Source organism: Kribbella sp. NPDC104218, from assembly GCF_055584105.1.
Window position 1 is genome coordinate 989,129 of the sequence record NZ_JBVJMQ010000002.1, and the last position, 23,798, is coordinate 1,012,926.

The 23,798-nt window shown below is 67.7% G+C and carries 11 protein-coding genes; all 11 read right to left on the minus strand.

What is annotated here, in order from left to right; all coding sequences use genetic code 11:
- Window positions 1-70: 70 nt before the first annotated feature.
- Window positions 71-1,237 carry a rod shape-determining protein RodA gene (gene rodA / locus ACZ6ZD_RS20515; protein ID WP_465674362.1) on the minus strand — a complete coding sequence of 389 codons (1,167 nt, stop codon included), beginning with the start codon at window positions 1,235-1,237 and terminating at the stop codon, window positions 71-73.
- On the minus strand, window positions 1,237-3,294 hold the full coding sequence (gene mrdA, locus ACZ6ZD_RS20520; protein WP_465674364.1) for a penicillin-binding protein 2: 2,058 nt from the start codon (window positions 3,292-3,294) through the stop codon (window positions 1,237-1,239). Before mrdA ends, rodA begins: the two co-directional genes overlap by 1 nt.
- Window positions 3,291-3,824, minus strand: a complete 534-nt coding sequence (mreD, locus tag ACZ6ZD_RS20525) for a rod shape-determining protein MreD (RefSeq protein WP_465674365.1) — start codon at window positions 3,822-3,824, stop codon at window positions 3,291-3,293. Before mreD ends, mrdA begins: the two co-directional genes overlap by 4 nt.
- A 3-nt stretch (window positions 3,825-3,827) precedes the next feature.
- Window positions 3,828-4,760, minus strand: a complete 933-nt coding sequence (gene mreC, locus ACZ6ZD_RS20530; protein ID WP_465674367.1) for a rod shape-determining protein MreC — start codon at window positions 4,758-4,760, stop codon at window positions 3,828-3,830.
- A gap of 2 nt (window positions 4,761-4,762) precedes the next feature.
- A complete protein-coding gene (locus tag ACZ6ZD_RS20535) occupies window positions 4,763-5,791 on the minus strand; it encodes a rod shape-determining protein (protein WP_465674369.1) in 1,029 nt (342 codons plus the stop codon).
- Window positions 5,792-5,927: 136 nt separating this feature from the next.
- Complete coding sequence (locus ACZ6ZD_RS20540) at window positions 5,928-11,684, minus strand: phospholipase A2 (RefSeq protein WP_465674371.1); 5,757 nt, start codon at window positions 11,682-11,684, stop codon at window positions 5,928-5,930.
- A complete protein-coding gene (locus tag ACZ6ZD_RS20545) occupies window positions 11,678-17,512 on the minus strand; it encodes an RHS repeat domain-containing protein (protein ID WP_465674373.1) in 5,835 nt (1,944 codons plus the stop codon). Before ACZ6ZD_RS20545 ends, ACZ6ZD_RS20540 begins: the two co-directional genes overlap by 7 nt.
- Window positions 17,513-17,523: 11 nt before the next feature.
- Entirely contained in the window at window positions 17,524-21,378 is a 3,855-nt protein-coding gene (locus ACZ6ZD_RS20550) for a LamG domain-containing protein (protein WP_465674375.1), read from the minus strand.
- A 267-nt stretch (window positions 21,379-21,645) separates the two neighbouring features.
- A complete protein-coding gene (ndk, locus tag ACZ6ZD_RS20555; RefSeq protein ID WP_171671170.1) occupies window positions 21,646-22,056 on the minus strand; it encodes a nucleoside-diphosphate kinase in 411 nt (136 codons plus the stop codon).
- Between the two features lie 3 nt (window positions 22,057-22,059).
- Window positions 22,060-22,419, minus strand: a complete 360-nt coding sequence (locus ACZ6ZD_RS20560; RefSeq protein ID WP_465674378.1) for a DUF4233 domain-containing protein — start codon at window positions 22,417-22,419, stop codon at window positions 22,060-22,062.
- A complete protein-coding gene (locus ACZ6ZD_RS20565) occupies window positions 22,416-23,774 on the minus strand; it encodes a bifunctional folylpolyglutamate synthase/dihydrofolate synthase (RefSeq protein WP_465674380.1) in 1,359 nt (452 codons plus the stop codon). The genes ACZ6ZD_RS20560 and ACZ6ZD_RS20565 overlap by 4 nt, the downstream gene beginning before the upstream one ends.
- Window positions 23,775-23,798 lie beyond the last annotated feature (24 nt).

Sequence of the window (23,798 nt, forward strand, 5' to 3'; positions counted from 1 at the left end):
TGGGTGGCGGAAACACCCGCATCGTGGACAGCATGTCCACCGGCGGCCGAGCAGGGTGCAGCGTACCGGATCAGAAGGTGTGCGACCGGAGGTGGATGTTCTGCAGCAGACCGATCGCGAGCAGACCGGCGAACATCGACGATCCGCCGTAGGAGACGAACGGCAGCGGCAGCCCGGTGACCGGCATGATGCCGAGGGTCATCCCGATGTTCTCGAAGGCCTGGAACGCGAACCAGCACACGATTCCGGTCGCGACCAGCCGGCCGAACGCGTCCCGCGCGTTGATCGCGATCCGCAGCCCGCGGAACAGGATCAGCGCGAACAGCGCGATGATCGCGCCGGCCCCGATCAGGCCGAGCTCCTCACCGGCGACGGTGAAGACGAAGTCGGTGTGCTGCTCGGGGACGAACGCGTTCTGCGTCTGGCCGCCGCTGAACAGCCCCTGGCCGAAGACGCCGCCGTTGCCGATCGCGATCCGGGCCTGGTTCACGTTGTACCCGCTGCCCTGCAGGTCCTGCTCCGGTCGCGCGAAGTTCGTGAACCGATCGATCTGGTAATCCTTGAGGATCTGCAGCTGGATCGCCACGGTCGCGATCAGCACGCCGGCCGTGACGATGCCGAGCATCCAGCGTTTCGGCACCCCGGAGACCGCGATGATGCCGAACACGATCGCGCCGAGCACCATCACCGTGCCCAGGTCGGGCTGCAGCAGCACGAGCAGGACCGGGATCGCGGCGACCGCGATCGCCTGCGCGATGTCGATCGTCCGGGCGCTGTCGTTGCGGTCGGTCTCGCCCTTCTCCGCGATCAGCAGCGACATCCCGACGATCACCGCGAGTTTGGCGAACTCACTGGGCTGGATCGACATCCACGGCAGCTGGATCCAGGACCGGGAGCCGTTGATCACCGAGCCGACGCCGGGCACCAGGACCAGGATCAGCCCGACGATCGAGGCGCCGTACAGCACCGGGGCGAGCAGCCGGACGCGGCGGTGGTCGGTGACCGCGGCGCCGATCGCGAGCACCAGCCCGATGACGAAGTTCAGCGCGTGCCGGAGCAGGAAGTAGTGCGGGTTACCCTCGGTCAGCGACGTCCGGTTGTGGGTCGCGGACCAGATCAGCAGCGCACCGATCGCGGACAGCGCGACGACGCCGAGCACCAGGACCCAGTCGATGTGCCAGACGGTGGACCGCCGGTCCATCCGCGGTCTGGTCCGGATCGGGGCGAGCTGCGCCATCACGGGTTCTTCTGCGGGTCTTTGGCCGGCGGCGGCGTGGACTTGATGTCGTAGAGGGTCTCGTAGATCTTCCGCACGGCCGCGCCGCCCGCGCCCGAACCGGTGCCGGACTGGCTGAGCATCATCGCCACGGCGTACCGATCGGTGTACGCCGCCATCCACGAGGTGGTCTGCTTGCCGTAGACCTCGGCGGTGCCGGTCTTGGCCCGGACCGGGACCTGGTCGAGTGGGAAGCCAGTGAACTTCCAGGCCGCCGTCCCGCTGCGGGCGGTCTCCTTGAGGCCCTTGTCGATGTAGCGCAGATTGCTCGCCGACACCGGCAGCTTGGCCTTCACGGTCGGCTTGATCACGTGGTTCTTGCCGTTGGCGCCCTTCCAGGACTGGACGACGCGCGGCTCGTACAACGTGCCGCCGTTGGCGAGCGCGGAGTAGATCACCGCGAGCTGCAGTGGCGTGATCGTGGTGTCGCCCTGGCCGATCGAGAAGTTCACCGCGTCACCCGCGCGGTAGCGGTAGCCGTCCACGCAGAACTCGCGGGAGAACTGCTTCAGGAACGCCGACGTCCCGGCGGGCGGGTTGTCGGCCAGCTTGCAGTAGTAGTCCTTCTGGGCGTCGTAGTACTCCTTCTTCCACTTCCGGTCGGCGATCCGGCCGGACACCTCACCGGGCAGGTCGATCCCGGTCGGCGTACCGAGGCCGAACTTCTTCGCCATCTCGACCAGCGGGTCCCGCGCGTTGATGTCACCAGAGTTGCCGCCGGCGCGCAGCCAGAGCGCATAGGCGATCCGGTAGTAGAAGGTGTCGCACGAGATCGCCAATGCGCGGTCGAACCCGATCATCCCGTAGGAGGCCGACTCGTAGTTCTTGAAGCGGCGGTCACCGACCTCGAGGAACGAGGAGCAGTCCAGCCGGGTCTTCGGGCTGTACCCGGCGCCGAGCGCGGCCGCGGTGGTGATCGGCTTGAACGTCGAGCCGGGCGCGAGCTGGCCCTGCAGCGCCCGCGACACCAGCGGCGTCCCGGATTTCGGCGAGTAGAGCGCGTCGAGCTCACGCTGGCTGATCCCGCCGACCCAGACGCCCGGGTCGTAGTCGGGATAGCTCGCCATCGCGATCACCCGGCCGGTCTTGGTGTCCATCACGACGGCGGCGCCGGAGTCGGCGACGTAGTTGCGTTTGGTGATCTTGTCGTACTGCTTGCGGGCGGTGAACAGCGCGCCGCGCAGCTGCGTCTCGACCGCGGCCTGGATCCGCGCGTCGATCGAGCTGACCACGGTCGCCCCCGGCGTCGGCGCGGTCTGCTTCTCGACCCCGGTCGTGTAGCCGACGGCGTCGACGATGACGTCCTTCACGCCGGGCGCGCCGCGCAGCATCGCGTCGTACGTCCGCTCGACGCCGGCCCGGCCGACCAGGTCGGAGCGGTGCGGAACGGAGTCCTGCCCGGACTTGTCGAACTTGTCCAGCTCGGCGGTGGTGATCGGCGAGAGGTACCCGAGGATGTGCGCCGCGTTCACCTGGTACGGCGCCGGGTAGTTGCGCAGGGTCTGCGAGTCGGCGCCGACGCCGGGGAAGTCCTCCCGGCGCTCCATCACCTCGATCGCGACCTGCTCGCTGACATCCTTGGCGACCGGGATCGGCTGGTAAGGCGTCCCGTTCCAGCAGGCGGGCGGCTTCGATGCTCCGGGCTCACCACAGAGCATCGTCCGCGCCTTGAGCTCCTGGGGCGTCTGGCCGAGCACCTTCGCCAGCCGGGCGATCACCTGGGTCTGCTGGTCGTCGGGCAGTTTGGCCAGCACCGACCGGTCGACGGTGATCACCAGCGACACCCGGTTACCGACGAGCGTCCGGCCCTTGGCGTCGACGATCACGCCGCGCGGCGCGGGCACCAGCACCTGGCGGGTGTGGTTCTGCGTGGCGGCCTGGCTGTAGTCCGCGCTGGACATCACCTGCATGTACCAGAGCCGCGCGAACAGCGTGCAGAACAGCGAGAAGACCAGCACGCCGATCACGAACAACCGCAACCGCGCCTTCAACGGCGTCTCGAAGTAGTCGAAGCTCATGAGACCACCCGCCGCCGCTCACGGGCCGCGGTGAACCGCGACATCACCCACATCACCAGCGGGATGACGACGATCGCGCCGACGACGTCGTACCCGGCGGCGATCCCGACGCGGACGCCGAACTGCCCCCAGTCGACCGCGGGGTCGTGCAGCAGCGCGCCCGTCCCCGAGTAGATGAGCAGTGAGAGCGCGGAGCCGAAGACCACGGTGAGCGCGACGCCGAGCGGCCCGACCGGACCGGCCGAGGTCTCTCGCCGGATCAGCCCGGCCACGTAGCCGGCGATCGCCAGCGCGAGCGCCCAGCGACCGGCGGTGTGATCGGCCGGCGGGACGACATCCAGCAGCAGGCCGCCGACGAAGCCGGAGATCGCACCCCACTCCGGGCCGCGGGACAGCGCGAGCGCGATCACCACGATCAGCACCAGGTCACACGTCACCCCGGCGACGGCGATATTGGTCAGGACGGATGTCTGGATGGTGACGGCCAGCATCAAGAAGAGGGCCGCCAGCCCGATGCGTAGTGCAATCACGTGTCAACCCGCCTTCCCTGCTGTGGTGGTCGGTTTCAGTTGGCCGCGCGGCGCCCGGGCGGGTGGCCCGGTCACCACGCCGACGGTGTCGATCCGGGTCGGATCGACGTACGGCTTGATGATCGCGGTGGAGCCGAGCGCGCCGGCGGTCGCCGTCACCGAGGTGACGACCCCGATCGGCACCCCCGGCACGTACGGCGCGTTGCCGCTGGAGCCCCAGGTGACGATCCGGTCCCCGACGCGAGGACGCGCCTTGAGGTCGACGAGTTTGTAGTCGAGCGTGCCGCCGACCTCACCGCGACCGGAGACGAAGCCGAGCGCCATCGTGGAGTTCAACCGCCCACCGACGGTCGAGTTACGGTCGCCGATCAGCAATACGGTCGACGTGCCCTGCGTCGTCCGCACGACCCGGCCGACCAGGCCGCTCCCGTTCAGCACGGTCTGGTCGACGCGGACGCCGTCCGCCGTGCCGGCGTCGATCGTGACCGTCTGGCTGAAACTCTGCGCGCCGCCGATCCCGATCACCCGCGCCGGGGTCACGGTGAACTTCGGCGCCACCCGGAGCAGCCGGTCCAGCTCGCCGGCCCGGTTCCGCGTGTAGTCGGTGGTGTTCAGCTGCTGCCGCAGCTCGTCGTTCTCAGTTTTCAGTTTTGTGTTCTCTGCCTGCAACCTATCCAGTTCCGCGAATCGATCGCGGAGGTTGTCCACAGGCTGCCGGGCCGAGCTCGCGGTCGACTCCAGCGGGCCGAAGACGGCCGCGGCGCCGGAGCGCAGCGGCTCCACCGGTGAGCCCGCGGACCGCCGGGCGTCGAGCACGATGAGCGTGAAACAGGCCAGCACGATGAGCACCAGGACGGTCCGGCGGCGGCGGACCTCCCGCGGGACGCCGGCCGCCCGGACCAGGCCTCGCGCCGGAGTGCCGAGGTCTTTGAGCATGGTCAGCGCCGATTGTCGGTGACGAGGATCCGGTTCAGCGTCTCGATGTTGTCGACGCACTTGCCGGCGCCGAGGACGACGGCGTCCAGCGGGTTCTCCGCGACGTGGATCGGGATCCCGGTCTCGTGCCGCAGCCGCTCGTCCATCCCCTTGAGCAGGGCGCCGCCGCCGGTCAGCACGATGCCGCGGTCGACGATGTCACCGGCCAGCTCCGGCGGGGTCTTGTCCAGGGTCGCCTTGACCGCGTCGACGATCGCGGTGATCGGCTCCTCGATCGCCTGCCGGATGCTGGCCGAGGAGACCTTCACGGTCCGCGGCAGGCCGGAGACCATGTCCCGGCCGCGGATCTCGCTGTCCGGCCCGTCGCTGGTCGGGAACGCCGACCCGATGGTCATCTTGATCTGCTCCGAGGTGGCCTCGCCGAGCAGCAGCGAGTACTCCTTCTTGCAGTAGTTCACGACGGCCTTGTCGATCGCGTCGCCGGCCACCCGGATCGACTGGCTGGTGACGATCCCGCCGAACGAGATCACCGCCACCTCGGTCGTCCCGCCGCCGATGTCGACGACCATGTTCCCGGTCGCGTCGCGGACCTCGAGGTTCGAGCCGAGGGCGGCCGCCATCGGCTCCTCGATGATGTAGACCTTGCGGGCGCCGGCCATGTACCCGGCGTCGCGGACGGCGCGCTGCTCGACCGCGGTGATCCCGGACGGCACGCAGACCACGATCCGCGGTTTGGCGAAGTACCGGCGCCGGTGCACCCGCTGGATGAAGTACCGCAGCATCTGCTCGGCGGCGTCGAAATCGGCGATCACGCCGTCCTTGAGCGGCCGGATCGCGGTGATGTTGCCCGGCGTCCGGCCGATCATCTTCTTCGCCTCGTGGCCGAAGGCGACGGCTTCACGGGGCTCGTCGGTCCGGGTCGCGACCACGGACGGTTCGTTCAGGACGACGCCGCGCCCTCGTACGTAGACGAGGGTGTTCGCCGTCCCGAGGTCGACCGCCATGTCGCGGCCGAGCATGCTGTTCGCCATCCCGGGGGCCCTCCACCTGCTCGGGTCCTGAGATTCTCAGGCTAAGCGCGGACCCAGCGCCACCCGGGGACCGACACGACCCGTCCGCCCAGCACGCATCGTATCGGTCCCCTCACTCAAACGAGCCCTCGGGTCACTACTCGAACAGCAGACCGCTCAGGCCGGTCAGATTGTCGGCCACGGTGACCGCCACCTTCGCGGGCCCGCCGTACTGCTCCTCGACGATGCTGCCGAGTGTCTCGCAGGGATCGTCCCAACAGCTGGCGGCACGGACTCCGGTGTAGTAGATCTGCGGGGCGAACAGGCCGAATGAGGTCGGCGCCTTCTGTCCGGCCAGTGGACCGACGACGGCCAGGCCAGTGTCCCGCTTGGCCTCCCGATAGAACATGTTGTCGATCCGCAGACGCTCCTTGTCGGTGTGCAGCCCGACCGACTCGTTGTTGCGGTAGCCGAAGTCGTGGCGCTGGCAAGCTGCCTCGAGCTGCAGGTTCGGCACTTGGCTACAGCCGTCGGAGCCCCAGTCGAAGTCGTACCGGGCCCACTCGGGGTCATCCTTGTGCGCCCGGGCATGCCGGAAGAGCGCGATGGCCTCCGGGGTGTCCGCAGTGAGCTTCTGGTACATCTTCTTGCGCTGTTTCGGCGTGGCGAGCGGCAGTTTGCTCTTCTTCAGCTTCTTCGTCTTCGCCCACGCGCACTTGCCCGCGCAGGCCTTCCCCTTGGCCTTGGACACCTTGCGCCGCTCGGCGGCCTTGCGGTGATCGCGGCGGGAGTCGGTCCACTTGCCGTCGTCACCCTCGAAGAACCGCAGGCCGTCCGGGTCACTGAACGTGGCCGGGCTGTTGTTGCCGTACGCGTAAGCGTTCAGCTGCTGCGGGTCGGCCGGATCGATCACCGGGTCCACCGACAGGAACTTGCCCAGCGCCGGGTCGTACTCCCGGGCCCCGAGCCGGGTCAGCCCGGTCTCCGGGTTCGGTGCGCCGTCCACGAAGGCCCGGTCTCCCCCGGTCCAGCCGGACGCCGAGCCCCGCGGGACGCCGAACGGGTCGAGCAGCCGCGTAGTGATGGACAGCGTGACCGCGTCGAGAGCGGCCTGTGCGGTGCCGTAGCGGTCATCCACCGTCCAGCTGAACCCGCTGGCGGTCCGGACGCCGAGCCCCTCGTAGTACCGGGTGCCTTTGAGCACGGTGCCCGTCAGCTTCAGTTCGCCCGAGCCGACGAACAGCGTGGTCGAGTCGCTGTCCCGCCGGAGCAATACCTGGCCAGCGGCGTCGTATACATAGCTGCTGCCGCCAGCCGAGGCCAGCAGCCCCTCGTCACTCCACACCATCGGCTGCGGCTGTCCATCCGGTCCAGTCCGGCTGACCGTGTTACCCGCCGCGTCGTACTGGTACGACGCCACCGTCGCACCTGCAGTCACCGACTGCACAGCGTGCGGCCGGTCACTACCCGGCTGCCCGTAGGCGTAGGTGCTGACCTTGTCAGCCGCCCCACCGAGCCCCTTGGTCGTGAGCTTGGTGCGGTTGCCGGTCTGGTCGTAGCTGTACTCCTGCCAGTACGGCGCCGGACCCCCGACCCGGGAAGCGTTCGGTGCGGCCGCGCAGTCGTCGGTCGCCGTCCACGCTGCCGTCGTACGCCGCAGGTGGTCATAGTTGAAGCACTGGGTGTCCAGCGCGCTCCCCTGGAGCTGGTCGACGATCTTCTTGACGTTGCCGGCCGGGTCGTAGCTGTAGGTCTGGTTCGCGGCCAGCACGTTGCCCTGCGCGTCCCGCTGCGTCTTCACCTGGCTGAGCCGACTGGTGCCGGCGTCGTAGAACGTCGTCCGCCACAGCGTCTTGGCCGTCGTGCCCAGCACCTGCTGGGCGACCTGCCCCAGACCTGTGTACTTGGTGTCGTTCACATACGGCTGCGCGCCGCTGACCTTGTCCTGCTGGCCGGAGGTCTCGTAGGAGTAGTTGAGGGTTTCCGCGGCCAGGTCGCCCAGCTTGGGCAGACCGGTCGACCACAGGCTGCCGTCGTCGGCGTAGGTCTGGCTGGTGGTGTAGGTGCCCGCGAGCTTGCCCTCGGACTCCGGAATCACCACCCGCTCCCCCGAGGAGCGACCTGCCTCGTCGTAGCCTGTGATCGACCGGACGAATTCGTGCGTGCCAACGTATCGGGTCGACGAGGTCAGCTGTCCCTTGGCCAGCGTGTCGTAGACCGACTTGGTCAGCAGCGTCGACCCACTGCGCGTCTCCAGCTTGCGACCGAGGTCGTCGTAGCTGGTCGTCACGGTCTTGCCACGCGCGTCCGTCGTACTGAGCACCTGGCCGGCGGCGTCGTACGTCATCGTCGCAATGCCCTTGTCCGGGTCGTCCGCCTTCGTCTTGCGACCCAGTACGTCGTACTCGTACTGCCAGACGTTTCCGGCCGCGTCGCGCACAGACGTCATGTCACCGCGTTTGTTGTAGCCGTACGTGGTCGTGTCGGCCGGAGTGCTCGTCGTACGGCCTTCGTACTGCAACCGAGCAGTCGTCTGCCCACGAGCGTCACTGACGGTCGTGGTGAGCGTTCCACCGACCGGTGGCAGGACGGTGACCCGGTCGCCGCCGTACGTCGTGGTCGTCCGCCACTTCTCCACGTTGAACTCGACATGCACCTCAGCGGTCGGACGCTCGGCGCCGTCGAAGCCGATCACGGTCGTGTTCGGCACTTCGCCGTGTGCGGCCGTGGCCAACGTCGTACCGGGTGCGGTCGTGGTGTCGTAGAACGGTGACCGCTTGTAGAAGACCAGCCCGCGGCTGTTGGTGAACTCGTCGGTCAGGATGCGCCCACCGAGCGGACTCGGTGCCTGGGTCTGCCGCAACCGCAGGAAGCCGTCGAAGAGCTGGTACGACGGCAGCTGGTTGCCGTTGGCCTTCAGCGTCAGTGTCTTCACCCAAGTCGGACCGCCGGTCTGACGGACGCCGTACTCGAATTGAACGTGTGGCGTCTCCTGGTTCGCACTGGAGCGTCCCGGCTGCCACACCGCCGTCAGCCGGCCAAGTGCGTCGTACGTCGCCGACGTCACCCGGTTGGCAGCATCTGTACTGGACACCGGCTTACCGAGCCGTGGCGCGACCGTCTGCTTGGTGACGTGCCCGGCGGCGTTGGTCTTCGTGAATCCGGTGGTCAAACCGTTGACGTCGGTGTACGCAGCGGTCGTGGGCCGGTTGAGCGCATCCTTGATCTGAAGCGACCGGCCGTAGCTGTCATAGGTAGTGGTGCTCTGGGTCTGGTACGTCGGAACGCCGCCGTTGAAAGCTTTGGCAGCCTCCACCTTCGTCGCGTTCCCCCTGCTGTCGTACGACGTGTTCGTATCCGCCACCACATCCGTCGAGCTGACGCCGCACGCCGCGGCAACCGTCCGGCTCCGCGTCGGCAGATCGCCGATGTAGCTAGTCGTCGTACACCGATCATCGGACGCCGTCGCCGTGTCACCGAGGTCGTTGACTTCGGTCTCGTTGCCATACTCGTCGTACTTCGTCTGCACCTCGGTAGTCCGGAAGCCGCCAGCGGCTAGGCCGGTCCGGCTGACCAGCCGCGCCTCCTCCACCTGATAGGCCTCGTACGGCGCTTGCTGCGCGGTCCGGCGGGACCACGGGTCGTGGATCTCGCTACTGACCACCGGACCGCCGACACCGTTGTACGTGATCTCTTCACGCAGCGAACCGGCGTACTGCTTGGCATCTGGGGCCACTGCGCCGCTGGAGTCAGTCAGATTGCCGCCCATGCCGCGGTAGTACTGGTAGCGCGTCGCCGACTGCGGACTGGTCGGCTCCTGCGTCAGATCGCCCTTGGTGACCAGAACCTTCTCGTAGCCACGCCAGTCCGTCCAGCTGCGGAACTTCGGGTCCGCGAGCGGGTTCTCGTCGTACGCCCAGGCAGCGTTGCCTTCATAGCTGTAGGTCGTGCGGGTGTCGTAGTTCGTGGTGACCGTGTCGTCTTCGGTGATCTCCTGGACGACGTACTTGTGGAACCAGTCGTTACGCGGCTCCACCTCGGGAGCCATCACCCACCGAACTGGGAAACACCTCTTCCCGTTGGCGCTCGGAACCGGCAGCGTGCTCGGCGTGCAGTTCGCGGCCGCATACGTCACGTTCGTCCGGCCACCGCTCTCGTTGGTGACACTGATGATGCGCGGCCGGTTCAGCGCCGGCAGACCGTCCGGAGCGGAGTCCACCCGGTTGGGCTTCATCTCGTAGGCGAACTTCACCGGTGGCAGGCTGGCCGGAGTGTCCGTGGCCAGTCCGGTGCGGGTGATCGAGTCCAGCCACAGTGGGGCCGCCGTTGCGTCTCCTGGTGCCGGATAGCTCTGGGCCAAGTCCCACTGATCGACGTGGGCGTAGTTGCCGCCGCCGGCGGACACCTGCGTGTTCACCTTGGCCAGCCGCTTCGTCGTCCAGAAGCTGGGCGACAGCTCGTCCTTGCAATCAGCCTTCGCGCATTCGGTGTCCCACGGGACATCCGGCCAGCTCTTGGCGTCGCGCACGGCGCAATTCTGTCCAGCCGCGCACCGGTCGGCCGTAGTGAAGACGACGCGTGCAGGTGCCTGTGCGTAGGCATCGCCGTCCCGCAGACCGTACTCGATGCGCTTCAGGGAGGTGCTCCGCGCGTACGTCGCAACGCTCGCACCGAGGTTCTGACCATACTTACCGGTCTCGACGTCGTAGTAGTAACTCATCGCGTTGCCGTTGCGATCGACCACGTAGTCGACGTTCCACCGGTACGCCTGCTGACAGGCGCTCGCCGCAAATGTCGCTTTGTAGCACGGCTCGCCACTGTCGTTGCCGTAGACCGGAACACCCAGTGTCGAGTTCGTGGCCGCCCGGCCGGCGGTCCAGCCCGGAAGCCGGTTCAAACCGAAGTAGTACTGCGTGCCATCCGGTGTGGTGATCTTCCAGTACTCACCGTTGTCGTCATCGCTGATCCCGGCCGTACGCAGGACGTGCTCCACCTTGGTGCCGTCGTCGCTCTCCGGCCGCCAGGTCCCGTTCTGGAACACCAAACGACCAGAACGCTCTCCCAGCGACATAACGGCGTTCTCGGTCTCCCAGCACAGGTCACCGGTCTTGGTCTTGCCGTTGTTGCCATCCAGGTCGTCCGCACAGGCCTTGTAGGACCGCTCGATGAAACCACCACCGAGGTCCCAGCCCTCACCGATCCAGGAGGTCTGGTTGTTGGTCGCGACTGTCCGGCCATCGACACTCTGCGACGAGTAGGACGCCGCCAGCTCCGGCTCGAGCCCACCGGGCACCTTCGGCACCGGAAAGCTGTAGGCCCAGGAGAAACCGCCACTGGACGTCGCAACCTGCCAACTGCCCGACGCCGACAGCGAAGTAGCCTTGTACGTTCCAGCCGAGCCTTCCGGCGCCGCAGCGACCGTGAAGGCACCCATCGGAACGTCAGCGGACAGCTTGTTCGCCTTGGTGTCGTTGCGCTGGTTCTGCCCGCCGACAATGCGCAGCCGCGACGCCCAGTCCGCACCGAACGAGTCGCGAAACGCCGAGTAGTCGACAGTGACGCGAGTCGTGCCCGCACGCTTCCCATCGGTCCGCTGGACCTGAAAAGTGAGCGCGTCCTTCCCCCGCGGCCCCATCGTCACTTTCACCCCCGGCGACGCCGCCCGCACCGGTAGCCGGTCAGCACTGGGCCACGCCGTCCGGGCCGCCGTCTCCGCGCGCACCGGCGCGGCCGGAGCCGCAGGTGGGACGAAGTCCTTCGTCCGCACAGTCGGCGCGGACTGCACACCCAGGGTCTCCGGTGTGGCAGCCGGTACGCCGACGGGCACCGCATCGGCCGGTGTGGTCAAGGTGAGGGCCAGCAGGCCCGCCACCGTGGCGGTCGCCGCTCTCTTCACCGCTGCGCGTCTCACCATCCCATTACCATCCCCAGCACGTTGTCCATCGTTTCCCAGGTGGAGACATAGCCGGAGTTCACGCCGACCGTGTTGTAGTAGCCGCCCATGCTCGCGCCGAGCCCGAAGCCGCCCTTGACCGCGAACGACGAGTTCCCGGTGGTCGGATCGTGGGTCATGTCGAGGCCGCCGCCCCAGCCGGCTTTCACGTTGGTCGAGCCGAGATGAGACATCACCTTGGCCCAGCTCCCGTTCAGATGCGGCGCTCCGGACGCTTCGTACCCGATGCCGTCGTTGATCGTCGTCGCATCACCGGTGTTGGCCTTCAGCACCCCGCTGATCGACGCGTCGGCGCCGTAGACGACGCCGGCCTTCATTCCGGCGCTGAACGTGAAGCCCTTGTCGTCGACGTTGAAGCAGCCCTCACCCCCGCCGCCCACGCCGGCTCCAGCGAAGCCCTCGAGGCAGAACGAACCGGAGTTGATGAAGCCGTCGCCGCCGAACAGCGACTCAGCGGTCGTCTGGAGCGGGCCCTTGACGTGTTTGTGCATGCGCACCGGGCCGCGCCGCTTCCGCTCCGCCATCGAGCGCTGGAACTTGGCGCGCTGGGCCTCGCGCTTCTTGCGCTGCGTCTGGCCCCACTTGTTGTACATCTTCTTGTGGCGGTTGATCCGCTGCTGGACCTTCCGCATCGCGGACTTCGACTGACCGGCCGCCGGCGGCGCGGTGACGTAGCCGTCGAGGTCGACGATGTGCCGCAGTCCGTTCGGGTCGGTGAACGTGGCCGGGCTGTTGTTGCCGTACGCGTAAGCGTTCAGCTGCTGCGGGTCGGCCGGGTCGATCACCGGGTCGACCGACAGGAACTTGCCCAGCGCCGGGTCGTACTCCCGGGCGCCCAACCGCGTCAGACCGGTCTCGGCGTTCGGCACACCGCCGACGAACGCCCGGTCTCCCCCGGTCCAGCCGGACGCCGAACCGCGCGGGACGCCGAACGGGTCAGTCAGCCGGGTCGTAATGGACAGCGTGGCCGCATCCAGAGCCGTCTGCGCAGTGCCGTACCGGTCCTCAACAGTCCAGCTGAATCCACCGGAGGTGCGAACACCGAGGTCGTCGTAGTAGCGCGTCCCCTTGAGCACAGTGCCCGTCTGCTTGAGCTCACCGGCCCCGACGAACAGGGTGCTCGAACCACTGTCCCGACGGATCAGCGGCTGTCCGTCAGCGTCGTACAGATAGGTGCTACCGCCGACCGAGGACAGCAAGCCCTCGTCGCTCCACACCAGTGGCTGCGGCTGTCCGTCCGGTCCGGTGCGACTGACTGTGTTGCCGGCCGCGTCGTACTGGTACGACGCCACTGTGGCACCCGCGGTCACCGACTGCACCGCATGCGGCCGGTCACTACCCGGCTGGCCGTAGGCGTAGGTGCTGACCTTGTCGGCTGCTCCGCTGAGGCCCTTGCTGGTTACCTTCGTCCGGTTGCCAGTGACGTCGTAGCTGTACTCCTGCCAGTACGGCGCCGGACCGCCAATCCGAGAGGCATTCGGAGCAGCAGCGCAGTCGTCGGTCGCCGTCCACGCTGCCGTCGTACGCCGCAGGTGGTCGTAGCTGAAGCACTGCGTGTCCAGCGCCCGCCCCTGCACCTGATCAGCGACCTTGGTGACGTTGCCGGCCGGGTCGTACGAGTACGTCTGGTTGGAAGCCAGCACGTTGCCCGCCGCGTCCCGTTGCGTCTTCACTTGACTCAACCGGCTGGTGCCCGGGTCGTAGAACGTCGTCCGCCACAGCGTCTTGGCCGTCGTGCCCAGCACCTGCTGCGCGACCTGCCCCAGGGCGGTGTACTTCGTGTTGTTCACGTAAGGCAGCGCACCGGTCAGCTTGTCGCGCTGTCCGAACGCCGTGTACGAGTAGTTGAGGGTCTCCGCGGCCAGGTCGCCCAGCTTGGGCAGACCGGTCGACCACAGGCTCCCGTCGTCGGAGTAGGTCTGGCTGGTCGTGTACGTCCCGGCCAACCGATCCTCAGCTGGCGGAATCACTACCTGCTCCCCCAGCGCCCGTCCGGCCTCGTCGTAGCCGGTCACCGACCGGACGTACTCACTGGTGCCGACGTACCGAGTCGACGAGGTCAGCTGTCCCTTGGCCAGCGTGTCGTAGACCGACTTGGTCAGCAGGGTGGAGCCACTGCGGGTCTCGACCGATCGACCCAGCTCGTCGTACTTCGTCGTGATGGTCTTGCCACGGGCATCTGTCGTGCTGAGCACCTGGCCGGCGGCGTCGTACGTCATGGTCGCGACGCCCTTGTCCGGGTCGTCCACCTTGGTCTTGCGGCCCAGTACGTCGTACTCGTACCGCCACGCGTTTCCGGCCGCGTCGGTGACCGCAGTCATTTCGCCGCGCTTGTTGTAGCCGTACGTCGTGGTGTCAGCCGGAGTGCTCGTCGTACGGCCCTGGTACTGCAGGCGGGCCGTTGTCTGACCACGTGCGTCAGTCACCGCCGTCGTCAACGTTCCGCCGGACGGCGGCAGGACGGTGACCCGGTCGCCGCCGTACGTCGTGGTCGTCCGCCACTTCTCCACGTTGAACTCGACATGCACCTCAGCGGTCGGACGCTCGGCGCCGTCGTACCCGGTGACGGTCGCACTGGGGACCTCACCGTTCGCGGCCGTCGCCAGCGTGGTTCCAGGTGCGGTCGTGGTGTCGTAGAACGGCGCGCGTTTGTAGAAGACCAGTCCGCGGCTGTTGATCACCTCATCGGTCAGAATGCGCCCGCCGAGCGGGCTCGGCTCCTGGGTCTGCCGCGGCCGCAGGAAGCCGTCAAGCAGCTGGTACGACGCCACCTGGTTGCCGTTGGCCTTGAGAGCAAGGGTCTTCACCCACGTCGGACCACCGGTCTGCCGGACGCCGTACTCCACCTGCAGATGCGGGGACTCCTGGTCGGCCTTGGTCCGGCCGGGCTTCCAGACGGCGGTGAGCCGGCCGAGTGCGTCGTACGTGATCGAGGTGACCCGGTTGTTCGCGTCGACGTCCGTCACCGGTTGGCCCACTCGCGCTTCGAGTGTCTGCTTGGCGACGTGGCCAAGCGGGTTCGTTGTGGCCAGGCCGGTGTTGAGCCCGTTGACGTCGGTGTAGGCCGTAGTGGTCGCCCGGCCGAGCGCATCCTTCTTCTCCAGCGGCCGGCCGTAGCTGTCGTAGGTTGTGGTGCTCTGCGTTTGGTAGGTCGGAGTGCCACCGTTGAAGGCCTTGGCGGCCTCCTCCTTCGTAGCGTTCCCCCTACTGTCGTACGACGTGTTCGTGTCCGAGACCACGTCCGTCGAGCTGGCGCCACACGCCGCGGCAACAGTCCGGCTCCGCGTCGGCAGGTCGCCCACGTAACTAGTCGTCGTACAGCGATCGTCCGCCGCGGTAGCGGTGTCGCCAAGGTCGTTCGCCTCGGTGACGTTGCCGTACGCGTCGTACTTGCTCTGGACCTCAGTAGTCCGGAAGCCGCCCGCTGCGAGCGCGGTCCGGCTCTGTGTCCGCCCTTCTTCGATCTGGAAGGCCTCGTACGGCGCCTGCTCGGCAGTGCGCCGTGACCACGGGTCGTGGATCTGGCTACTGACCACCGGGCCCCCGACGCCGTTGTAGGTGATCTCCTCACGCAGCATCCCGGCGTACTGCTTGGAGTCCGGTACGACGGTGCCGGTCGAGTCGGTCAGGTTGCCGCCCATACCGCGGTAGTACTGATGGCGGGTTGCTGACTGCGGACTGGTCGGCTCCTGGGTCAGATCGCCCTTGGTGACCAGAACCTTCTCGTAGCCACGCCACTCGGTCCAGCTGCGGTACTTCGGGTCCGCCAGCGGGTTCTCGTCGTACGCCCACGCAGCGTTGCCTTCGTAGGTGTAGCTGGTGCGGCCGTTGTAGTTGGTCGTCACCAGGTCATCCTCGGTGATCTCCTGGACGACGTACTTGTGGAACCAGTCGTTACGCGGCTCGATCTCCGGTGCCATCACCCAGCGGACTGGGAAGCACCTCTTCCCGTTGGCGCTCGGAGTCGGCAGCGTGGTCGGCGTGCAGTTCGCGGCGGCGTACGTCACGTTCGTGCGGCCGCCGGACTCGTTGGTGATGCTGATGATCCGGGGCCGGTTCAGCGCCGGCAGACCGTCCGGAGCGGAGTCCACCCGGTTTGGCTTCATCTCATAAGCGAACTTGATCGGTGGGAGGTTGATCGGCGTATCCGTGGCCAGTCCGGTCCGGACAATCGAGTCCAGCCACAGCGGCGCGGCACTGGCATCGCCGGGGGCGGGGTAGCTGTGGGTGAGGTCCCACTGGTTGACGTGGGCGTAGTTGCCGCCGCCAGTGGACACCTGCGTGTTCACCTTGGCCAACCGCTTGGTGGACCAGAAACTCGGCGACAGCTCGTCCTTACAGTCCGCCTGGGCACACTCCGCGTCCCACGGGACATCCGGCCAGCTCTTGGCGTCGTGCACGGTGCAGTTCTTCCCAGGCGCACAGCGGTCCGCTGTGGTGAACACGACGCGCGCCGGTGCCTGCGTATACGCATTGCCGTCCCGCAGGCCGTACTCGAGCTGCTTCAACGTTCCGCCGCGGGTGTAGGTCGCCACGCTCGCACCGAGGTTCTGACCGTACTTACCGGTCTCGACGTCGTAGTAGTAGCTCATCGCATTGCCGTTGCGGTCCACGACGTAGTCGAGACTCCACCGGTACGCCTGCTGGCACGCGCTCGCGGCGTACGTCGGCTTGTTACAGGGCTCACCGGCGTCGTTGCCGAACACCGGCACGGTGAAGGTGGAGTTGGTGACCCGCTTACCGCTGCTCCAACCGGGCAGCTGGTTCAACCCGTAGTAGTACTGCGTGCCGGACGGCGTGGTGACCTTCCAGTACTCGCCGTTGTCGTCGCCGTTCACACCGGCCGTCCGCACGATGCGCTCGACCTTGGTGCCGTCGTCGTTCTCCGGCCGCCAGACGCCATTCTGGAACACCAGCCGGCCGGACTTCGGTCCCATCGACATGACCGCGTTCTCGGTCTCCCAGCACAGGTCACCGGTCTTGGTCTTGCCGTTGTTCCCGTCCAGGTCCTCCGCGCAGGCCTTGTAGGACCGCTCGATGAAGCCTGCTCCAAGGTCCCAGCCCTCACCGATCCAGGAGGTCTGGTTGTTGGTCGCGACTGTGCGGCCGTCGACGCTTTGGGACGAGTACGACGCCGCTAGCTCCGGTACCAGGCCACCCGGGACCTGTGGCACCGAGAAGTCGTAGCTCCAGGCGAAGCCGCCGCTGGCCGTGGAAACCTGCCAGGCCCCGGTCGGTGCCAGCGAGGTCGCCTTATACGTCCCAGCTGAGCCCTCCGGCGCCGCAGCGACGGTCAGAGCTTTGCCCACCGGCACATCGGCGGACAGCTTGCTCGTCTTGGTGTCGTTGCGCTGGTTCTTTCCACCGGCGATCTGCAGCCGTGACGCCCAGTCGCCGCCGAACGAGTCCCTGAACGCGGCGTAGTCCACCACGACTCGAACTGTCCCGCTGGCGGCCGTACCGTCGACCTGGAAAGTGAGTTTGTCCTTGGCCCGCGGTCCCATCGAGACCTTGGCGTTTCCGGGCGACAGCACCCGGATCGGCAGCTGTTTACCGGTGGGCCACGCTGTGCGCGCCGGCGACTCAGGCCGGGCGGGTGCGGCGGGAGGCGGTGTCGGAACGAAGTCCTTCGTCCTGACGGTCGGAGTGGACTGGACATCCGGTGCGGCCGGCTTCTTCGTCTGTTCGGGCAGTTGGACAGCCTGTGCGGGCACAGCCAGCAGCACGGCCACCAGGCCCGCGACGGCGGCGGTCGCAGGACGCCGCCATCGCAGTACTGATCGATTCATCCCTGTGTCCTTCAGAGGTAGGCGGCGGTGAAGCCGAGGGAGCGGACCAGGGTCTGGCGTTCACAACCAGGGTCGCGGGAGTCGAACAGGTCGCCCCAGGACGCACGGCACCGGAACACCTCGGTACGGCCGGGTGCGGCCTCGGTCCAGCCGTAGCCGGACAGGCTGACCACCGTCTTGCCCTCACAGTCAGCAGAGCTGGACGTGAACGAATCGGCTCCGTCGCGGCAGTTCATCCACGCCGTCGTTCCGGGCAGCTGACGGACGGCGAGGTAGCCCAGTGCGCCTTCAGCGCGCTGAGTCGCGGCCAACCGACCAGTACTACTGATGTGGTCGAAGGGATGGTTGGTCGCGTTCGTCCGGATCAGCGCCGAGTAGGCCTGCACGTAGCCGAGCAGGAACTCCATCCGGGCGCCCTCGACACCGTCGCAGTTCTCGTTGTTGGAGGCGAAGTGCGCGACCATCTGGATGTAGCAGCGGTAGACCGGGACGGTCTCGATGTCAGCCGGGGCAGTGGCCCAGAACTGACCGACGCTGTGCAGCACGGTGTGACCAGCACAGGTCGGGTCGAGGAAGTAGTCCGTCGCCCCATTGCGGCAGGCGTAGATGGTCTTGGTGTTCGCCGTCCCAGCTGCAGCAGGTACGCCGAGGCTCCGCTGGAAGTGCGAGCTGGCGGGCACCGGTCCGGTGGTGACCATCCGGAAGCCGTTCGTGTCCATGAAGTAGGACAGCTGACCGGAGTACGCCGTGTGCCGCGCACCGGTGACCGGAGTCGCGAAGTCGTCCCTGATCTGGCCTTCGGTCCGGACGCCGTTCCACGCGTGGACATCGTCGATCTCGCCCAGGAACGCGTTCACCGCCTGGCCGCCCTGGCGGGCCGAACCGAGCTGGAATGCACCGGCGGCGTTCCACTTCGTCTGTGCGGCGACGAAACCGCCTACCTGCCGGTTGTCGACATACAGCCGGATCTGCCCGGCCGCATGGTCGTAGACACCGGTCAGCAGCGTCCAACTGCCTGCCGTCGGCGCACTGTCGTCGCGGACCGCTACTGGTACGTCGGTGCTGCCATCGGCCTGGGAGAGGCTGAAGAACCAGCGTCGCTTCGGACCGTCGTACCCGAGCTGGAAACCGCTGTTCTGCTGGCCGGCCTGGCTGAGCACGGTCCGCGTTACGTCGTCCACCGCGTCGAGCTTGACGCGCGCACTGACGGTGAAACTGGTGTCGGTACGCAGGACCGCGTTCGGACCGGTGACGCCGCCAGTTCCGTCCAAACGAACAGCACCGGTGCCGACTGTCCCTTCTGTTCGGGTCACCCCAGTGGCAGCGGTCCCGAGCCGATAGTTGCCGGAGGCGTCGTTCACCTGGGTACCGGTCGGCTCATCGAGCGGCCAGAACAGCTCCTCGCTCGCAGGCTTGGCAGCCAGGTCGTCGATCTCCCCCTGCGCCAGCACCCGGTTGTAGATCTGGACGTCGTCGAGTGCGCCGAGCCAGTTGTCCACGCCGACGCCCTGGTACTGCGCACGGCCGAGCTGCGTCTTGCCGGTCGCGTGCCACGGGTTCGGGTGGCTTGCGGTCGTGCCGGCGACACCGTCGACGTACAGCTTGACCTGCTTCGCGGCGTCGTCGAACACACCGGTCAGGTGCGTCCAGCGGCCAGGTACCGCGAGGCCCGCCGACTCGGAGATGTGCCGGGCCGCCGCATCGGCGTCACTGGCCGGCATCATGAAGTTCCACTTCTTGCTGTTCGGGTTGTACTGCAGGAAGAAGCCGCTGATCCGGCCGTGGTTCTGGCTGACCGCGGTCCGGTAGACCGTGCCGACCTGGTCGAGCTTCACCCACGCGGACACCGTGAACGACTTGCTGGTGTCGACAGTGCTCGGAGTCTCCACGAACGCCTGCTTCGAGCCGTCCAGCCAGAGGGCATCACCCAGACGGCCGCCCTTCCACTGACTGGCCGGTGCCGCCGGCCGGACGCCGTTCCGGTCGCCCGGAGCGTCGTCGTACACCGCAGTGTCCGCACCCTCGCCGTCCATGCGCCACTTCGCGATCGGGGCAGCGCCCTGGCCGACGAAGAACTCGTACACGTAGGCCTTCTGGGACACATTGCGCGCTCGGTCCACGGCCCGCACGGTCAGGAACTGCGGACCACGGTCCGGCGGCGTCACCAGTACGTGCGCCTGTCCATCGGAGCCGACAGCGGCGTACCGGTTCTCGAAGTCGCCATGCAAGGAGTACTGGAAGCCCGCTACGTCGGTGTCACCACCGGTCTTGAACGCGAAGCCGCCGGTGAACCCGACACCTCCGCTGGGCGTGCAGTCCGGCGTACATTCCTTGTACGTCGGCGATGACACGACGGGAGCCTGCTGCGGCGCGGTCCGGTCGACCGTCACATCGCAGTACCCGCTCCAGGCGGAGGTGTCCTTGTCGTCGGAGGTGTAGACGCGGAAGGACAGCTTGCTGTTGTCAGCGGCGTGCTGCGGCGTAATCTCCGCACCGAACTTCGTCCCGGTCCTGAACAGACCAGTGGTGGCTCCGCCGAGAACCGTCTGCCGGGAGCGGTCGCGCCACTCGAACCGCGTACGGATCAGCTCCGGGTCCTGCTCGGTCGCGGTCGCGAACAGACGCGGTCCGCGGGTCGGGTTCTGGTCCGCGCTGACAGCCGGGTTGACGAAGATCTCCTGGCCCTGGCACGGCTGGTTCTCGACAGTCAGATCGGTCGGGACGCCGGGGCGGGTGTTGTAGGTGACCGACAGCGTCGGCTTCACGCCGAACTTCTTCCACGCGTACTGGTCGTTCTCGTCAGTAGCGGTCAGTGCGATGGTCGCCCAGCCCCACCAGGAGTTGATGGCGTCGTTCACGGCCGGAGCGGCCTGCCAGCCCAGCCAGATGTCCTTGCACTGCGGCGGCATCACGTCACCGAGGTTGGCGCCCAGACCGGGCTTGTTGATCCAGTTGGTCGTCGGCTCGACCGGCGACGTGCTGGAGGCACGGACGTGCCGCTGCTTGGAGCAGTCCGGCACGTGGTCCAGGAAGGCGTTGAAACTCGCGCCCTTGATGATCTTCTGACCACCCAGCAGCCCCCGGACGTCGAACCGGAAGTACGTGCGGGCGACCCCGATGTTGTTGCAGCCGCCGCTGAACGTGTAGCAGTTGCCGACCTTGCCGATCTTGTCCGGGTCGGCGCCGCCGTTCCAGTACTCGGTGTCCGCCTTACCCGACAGCACCATCGCCCAGCCATAGAGCGGACCGGAGGTGTCCGGGTCCAGATAGACCGGGTACTTCGTGGTGCTGCTGGTGAACAGGCTCTGGTCCGGGGTGATCGTCAGCGTCCCACCGGCCAGCTTGGACGTACCGGTGGCGCGTTTGTCGGCGGAGTCCCACATCTGCGGTGAGCTGGCCGTGTAGACGAGCTTGTCGGCGGCGTCGTACGCACCGAAGCTGCCGGCCTTCTTGTCGCGCAGTGCGAGGCCGTCACTGGCCAGACCGAGTTTCAACGTCGCCAACTGCTTCGCAGCGGTCGCGTTGTGGACGACGAACACCTTGGCGAAGCCCTGTGTCTTCGCCGTCAGCTGCAGATCGACCCCGGGCAGCACATCGGCGTACGTCGCCGTACTGCCCTGCAAAGTCGGCTCCGGGAGCGCCTTACCCCAGCTGTACGACATCTCCCGGCCAGAGCCACCGAGTCGCACCAACGCGTCCTTACCGCCACCGGAGAAGACAGTGGGGATACTCGTCGCCCGCGGAGCCACCGTGCCATCAGCACGCCGTACGAGCGTCGTGTCGATCGGAGCCCAGCCGGAGCCCCGGCGTACGCGAATCGGCTCGGTGTGGAACGTCTCGGTGAACGTGCCATCCGGATTGGCCACCACATCACTCGTGGCAGTCTGTGCGGCCGGCACCGGGACAGACGTCCCGGTCCGGCGCGCAGTCTCAGTAGCGCCCGGCTCGGACGGCTCTGGAGCCGCCGCAGCCTGCACAGGTAACAACAAGGCCAAAGCGCTGGCCGACAACACAACAGACCGAACGGCACGCAGCGGTCGCACAGGTCCCTCCCAGGGCAGATGGGGGTGTGGGACCACCCCCCGCTGGGAGAATCACGCAAGCCGCTTTCAAACCACTTTCAAACGGCAGGCTCAGGGCAGGTCGGGGAACCAGATCTTGATCTCGCGGTCGGCGGACTCGGGGGAATCGGAGCCGTGGACGAGGTTCTCGCGGTTGGAGAGGGAGAGGTCGCCGCGGATGGTGCCGGGGGCGGCCTTGCGGCCGTCGGTGGCGCCGTTGAGGGCGCGGACGACCTCGATGGCCTCGTCGCCCTCGAGGACCAGCGCGACGAGCGGGCCGCTGGTGACGAAGTCGCGCAGCGGCGGGTAGAAGTCACGCTCGACGTGCTCGGCGTAGTGCTGGTCGGCGGTGTCGGCGTCGATCGTGCGGAAGTCCAGGGCGACGATCGACAACCCCTTGGCCTCGAACCGGCCGAGGACCTCGCCGACCAGGCCGCGGCGGACCGTGTCGGGCTTCAGCAGGACCAGGGTGCGCTGCGACATCTGTCAACTCTCTCTCGAAGAAGGCGGGGCGGCAGAGCCTACCTGCTGGGCGGCTTTCGCCTCGTCGATGCGGCGGCCGAGGACGATGGCCGCCACCCAGAAGGACGCGAAGGCGAGGCCGAGGACGAACATGACGGGGACGACGAAGCCGAGGCCGACGGCGCCGGCCTGGACGGCCGAGCCGAGGATGTAGCCGGTCCGGTTGCGGAGCAGGCCGGCCGACAGGATCGCCAGCACGGACAAGCCGAGGCAGACCGCCAGAGCGACGGCCGGGCGGACATCGGCGATCGAGATCATCACCGGCGTGACGAGCGCCAGCAGGAGGGCCTCGAAGCCCAGGACGATGGAGGCCAGGGATCTCATTCGGCATCCTTGGGTTTGCGGACGAGCAGGGCGCGCGCCTCGCCGGCGGTGACGACCGAGCCGGTGATCAGGACGCCGCCGGAGCCCATCGCGATCGCGTTCTCCTCGGCCAGCCGGATGGCGTCGTCGATCGCGTCGATCAGGTGCGGACGGACCAGGACGCGGTCCTCGCCGAACACCTCCGCGGCCAGCTCGCCCAGCTCCTCGGCGGGCATCGAGCGCTCCAGGAAGCTGTTCCGGGTGCAGACAACCGTCTCCATGATCGGCTCGTACGCCTCGAGGAGGCCGTACACGTCCTTGTCCTTCATACACCCCAGGACGCCGATCAGCGGCTGGAACGCGAACGCCTCGGACACCGTCTCCGCGGTCGCCTGCGCGCCGTGCGGGTTGTGGGCGGCGTCCACGATGATCGTCGGGCTGGTCCGGACGACCTCCATCCGGCCCGGGCTGGTCACCTCGGCGAAGCCGGCCTGGAGCAGCTCGGTGGTGACGCGGCCCTCGGACTCCGCGCTGGCGCCGAACAGCGCCTCGACGGCCGCGACCGCGGTGACCGCGTTGTGCGCCTGGTACTCACCGTGCAGCGGCAGGAAGATGTCGTCGTACTCGCCGCCGATGCCCTTCAGCGAGATCAGCTGCCCGCCGACGGCCACCGAGCGGCTGACCACGCCGAACTCGAGCCCCTCGCGGACGATCGGCGCGCCGGCCTGAGCCGCCTTGGCCATCAGCACCTCGAGGACGTCGAGGCTCTGCTGCGCCACCACCGTCGTACCGCCCGGCTTGATGATGCCGGACTTCTCGCCCGCGATCGTGACCGGATCCGCGCCCAGGATGTGCGCGTGGTCGACCGCGACCGGCGTGATCACCGAGACCGTGCCGTCGGCGACGTTCGTCGCGTCCCAGGCGCCGCCGAGGCCGACCTCGATCACCGCGACGTCGACCGGGGCGTCCGCGAACGCGGCGTACGCCATCGCGGTGATCACCTCGAAGAACGACAGCGGGTGCTCCTGCTCGGCGTCCACGACCTCGAGGTACGGCTCGAGCTCGGCGTACGTCTCGACGAAGCGCTCCTCGCTGATCGGCTCGCCGCTCAGCGTGATCCGCTCCCGGACGGTCTCCAGGTGCGGGCTGGTGAACCGCCCGGTGCGCAGGCCGGCCTCCTGCAGCAGCTGGTCGATCATCCGCGCCGTCGAGGTCTTGCCGTTGGTCCCCGTCAGGTGCACGACGGGGTAGGCCTTCTGGGGGTCGCCGAGCAGCTCCACGAGCCGCTGGACGCGCTCCAGCGTGGGGTCCATCTTCTGCTCCGGCCAGCGGGCCTGGAGCCGTGCCGATACCTCGGCGTAGGAGAGGTCGCTCATCAGGAGGCCAGTCTAGGAGGGGGT

Excerpts from the sequence above, each read along its gene's own strand:
- ACZ6ZD_RS20535 (WP_465674369.1), bottom strand. The coding sequence starts at position 5,791 with ATGGCGAACAGCATGCTCGGCCGCGACATGGCGGTCGACCTCGGGACG.
- mrdA (WP_465674364.1), bottom strand. The coding sequence starts at position 3,294 with ATGAGCTTCGACTACTTCGAGACGCCGTTGAAGGCGCGGTTGCGGTTG.
- ACZ6ZD_RS20560 (WP_465674378.1), bottom strand. The coding sequence starts at position 22,419 with ATGAGATCCCTGGCCTCCATCGTCCTGGGCTTCGAGGCCCTCCTGCTG.
- ACZ6ZD_RS20540 (WP_465674371.1), bottom strand. The coding sequence starts at position 11,684 with ATGGTGAGACGCGCAGCGGTGAAGAGAGCGGCGACCGCCACGGTGGCG.
- mreC (WP_465674367.1), bottom strand. The coding sequence starts at position 4,760 with ATGCTCAAAGACCTCGGCACTCCGGCGCGAGGCCTGGTCCGGGCGGCC.
- ndk (WP_171671170.1), bottom strand. The coding sequence starts at position 22,056 with ATGTCGCAGCGCACCCTGGTCCTGCTGAAGCCCGACACGGTCCGCCGC.
- ACZ6ZD_RS20545 (WP_465674373.1), bottom strand. The coding sequence starts at position 17,512 with ATGAATCGATCAGTACTGCGATGGCGGCGTCCTGCGACCGCCGCCGTC.
- rodA (WP_465674362.1), bottom strand. The coding sequence starts at position 1,237 with ATGGCGCAGCTCGCCCCGATCCGGACCAGACCGCGGATGGACCGGCGG.
- ACZ6ZD_RS20565 (WP_465674380.1), bottom strand. The coding sequence starts at position 23,774 with ATGAGCGACCTCTCCTACGCCGAGGTATCGGCACGGCTCCAGGCCCGC.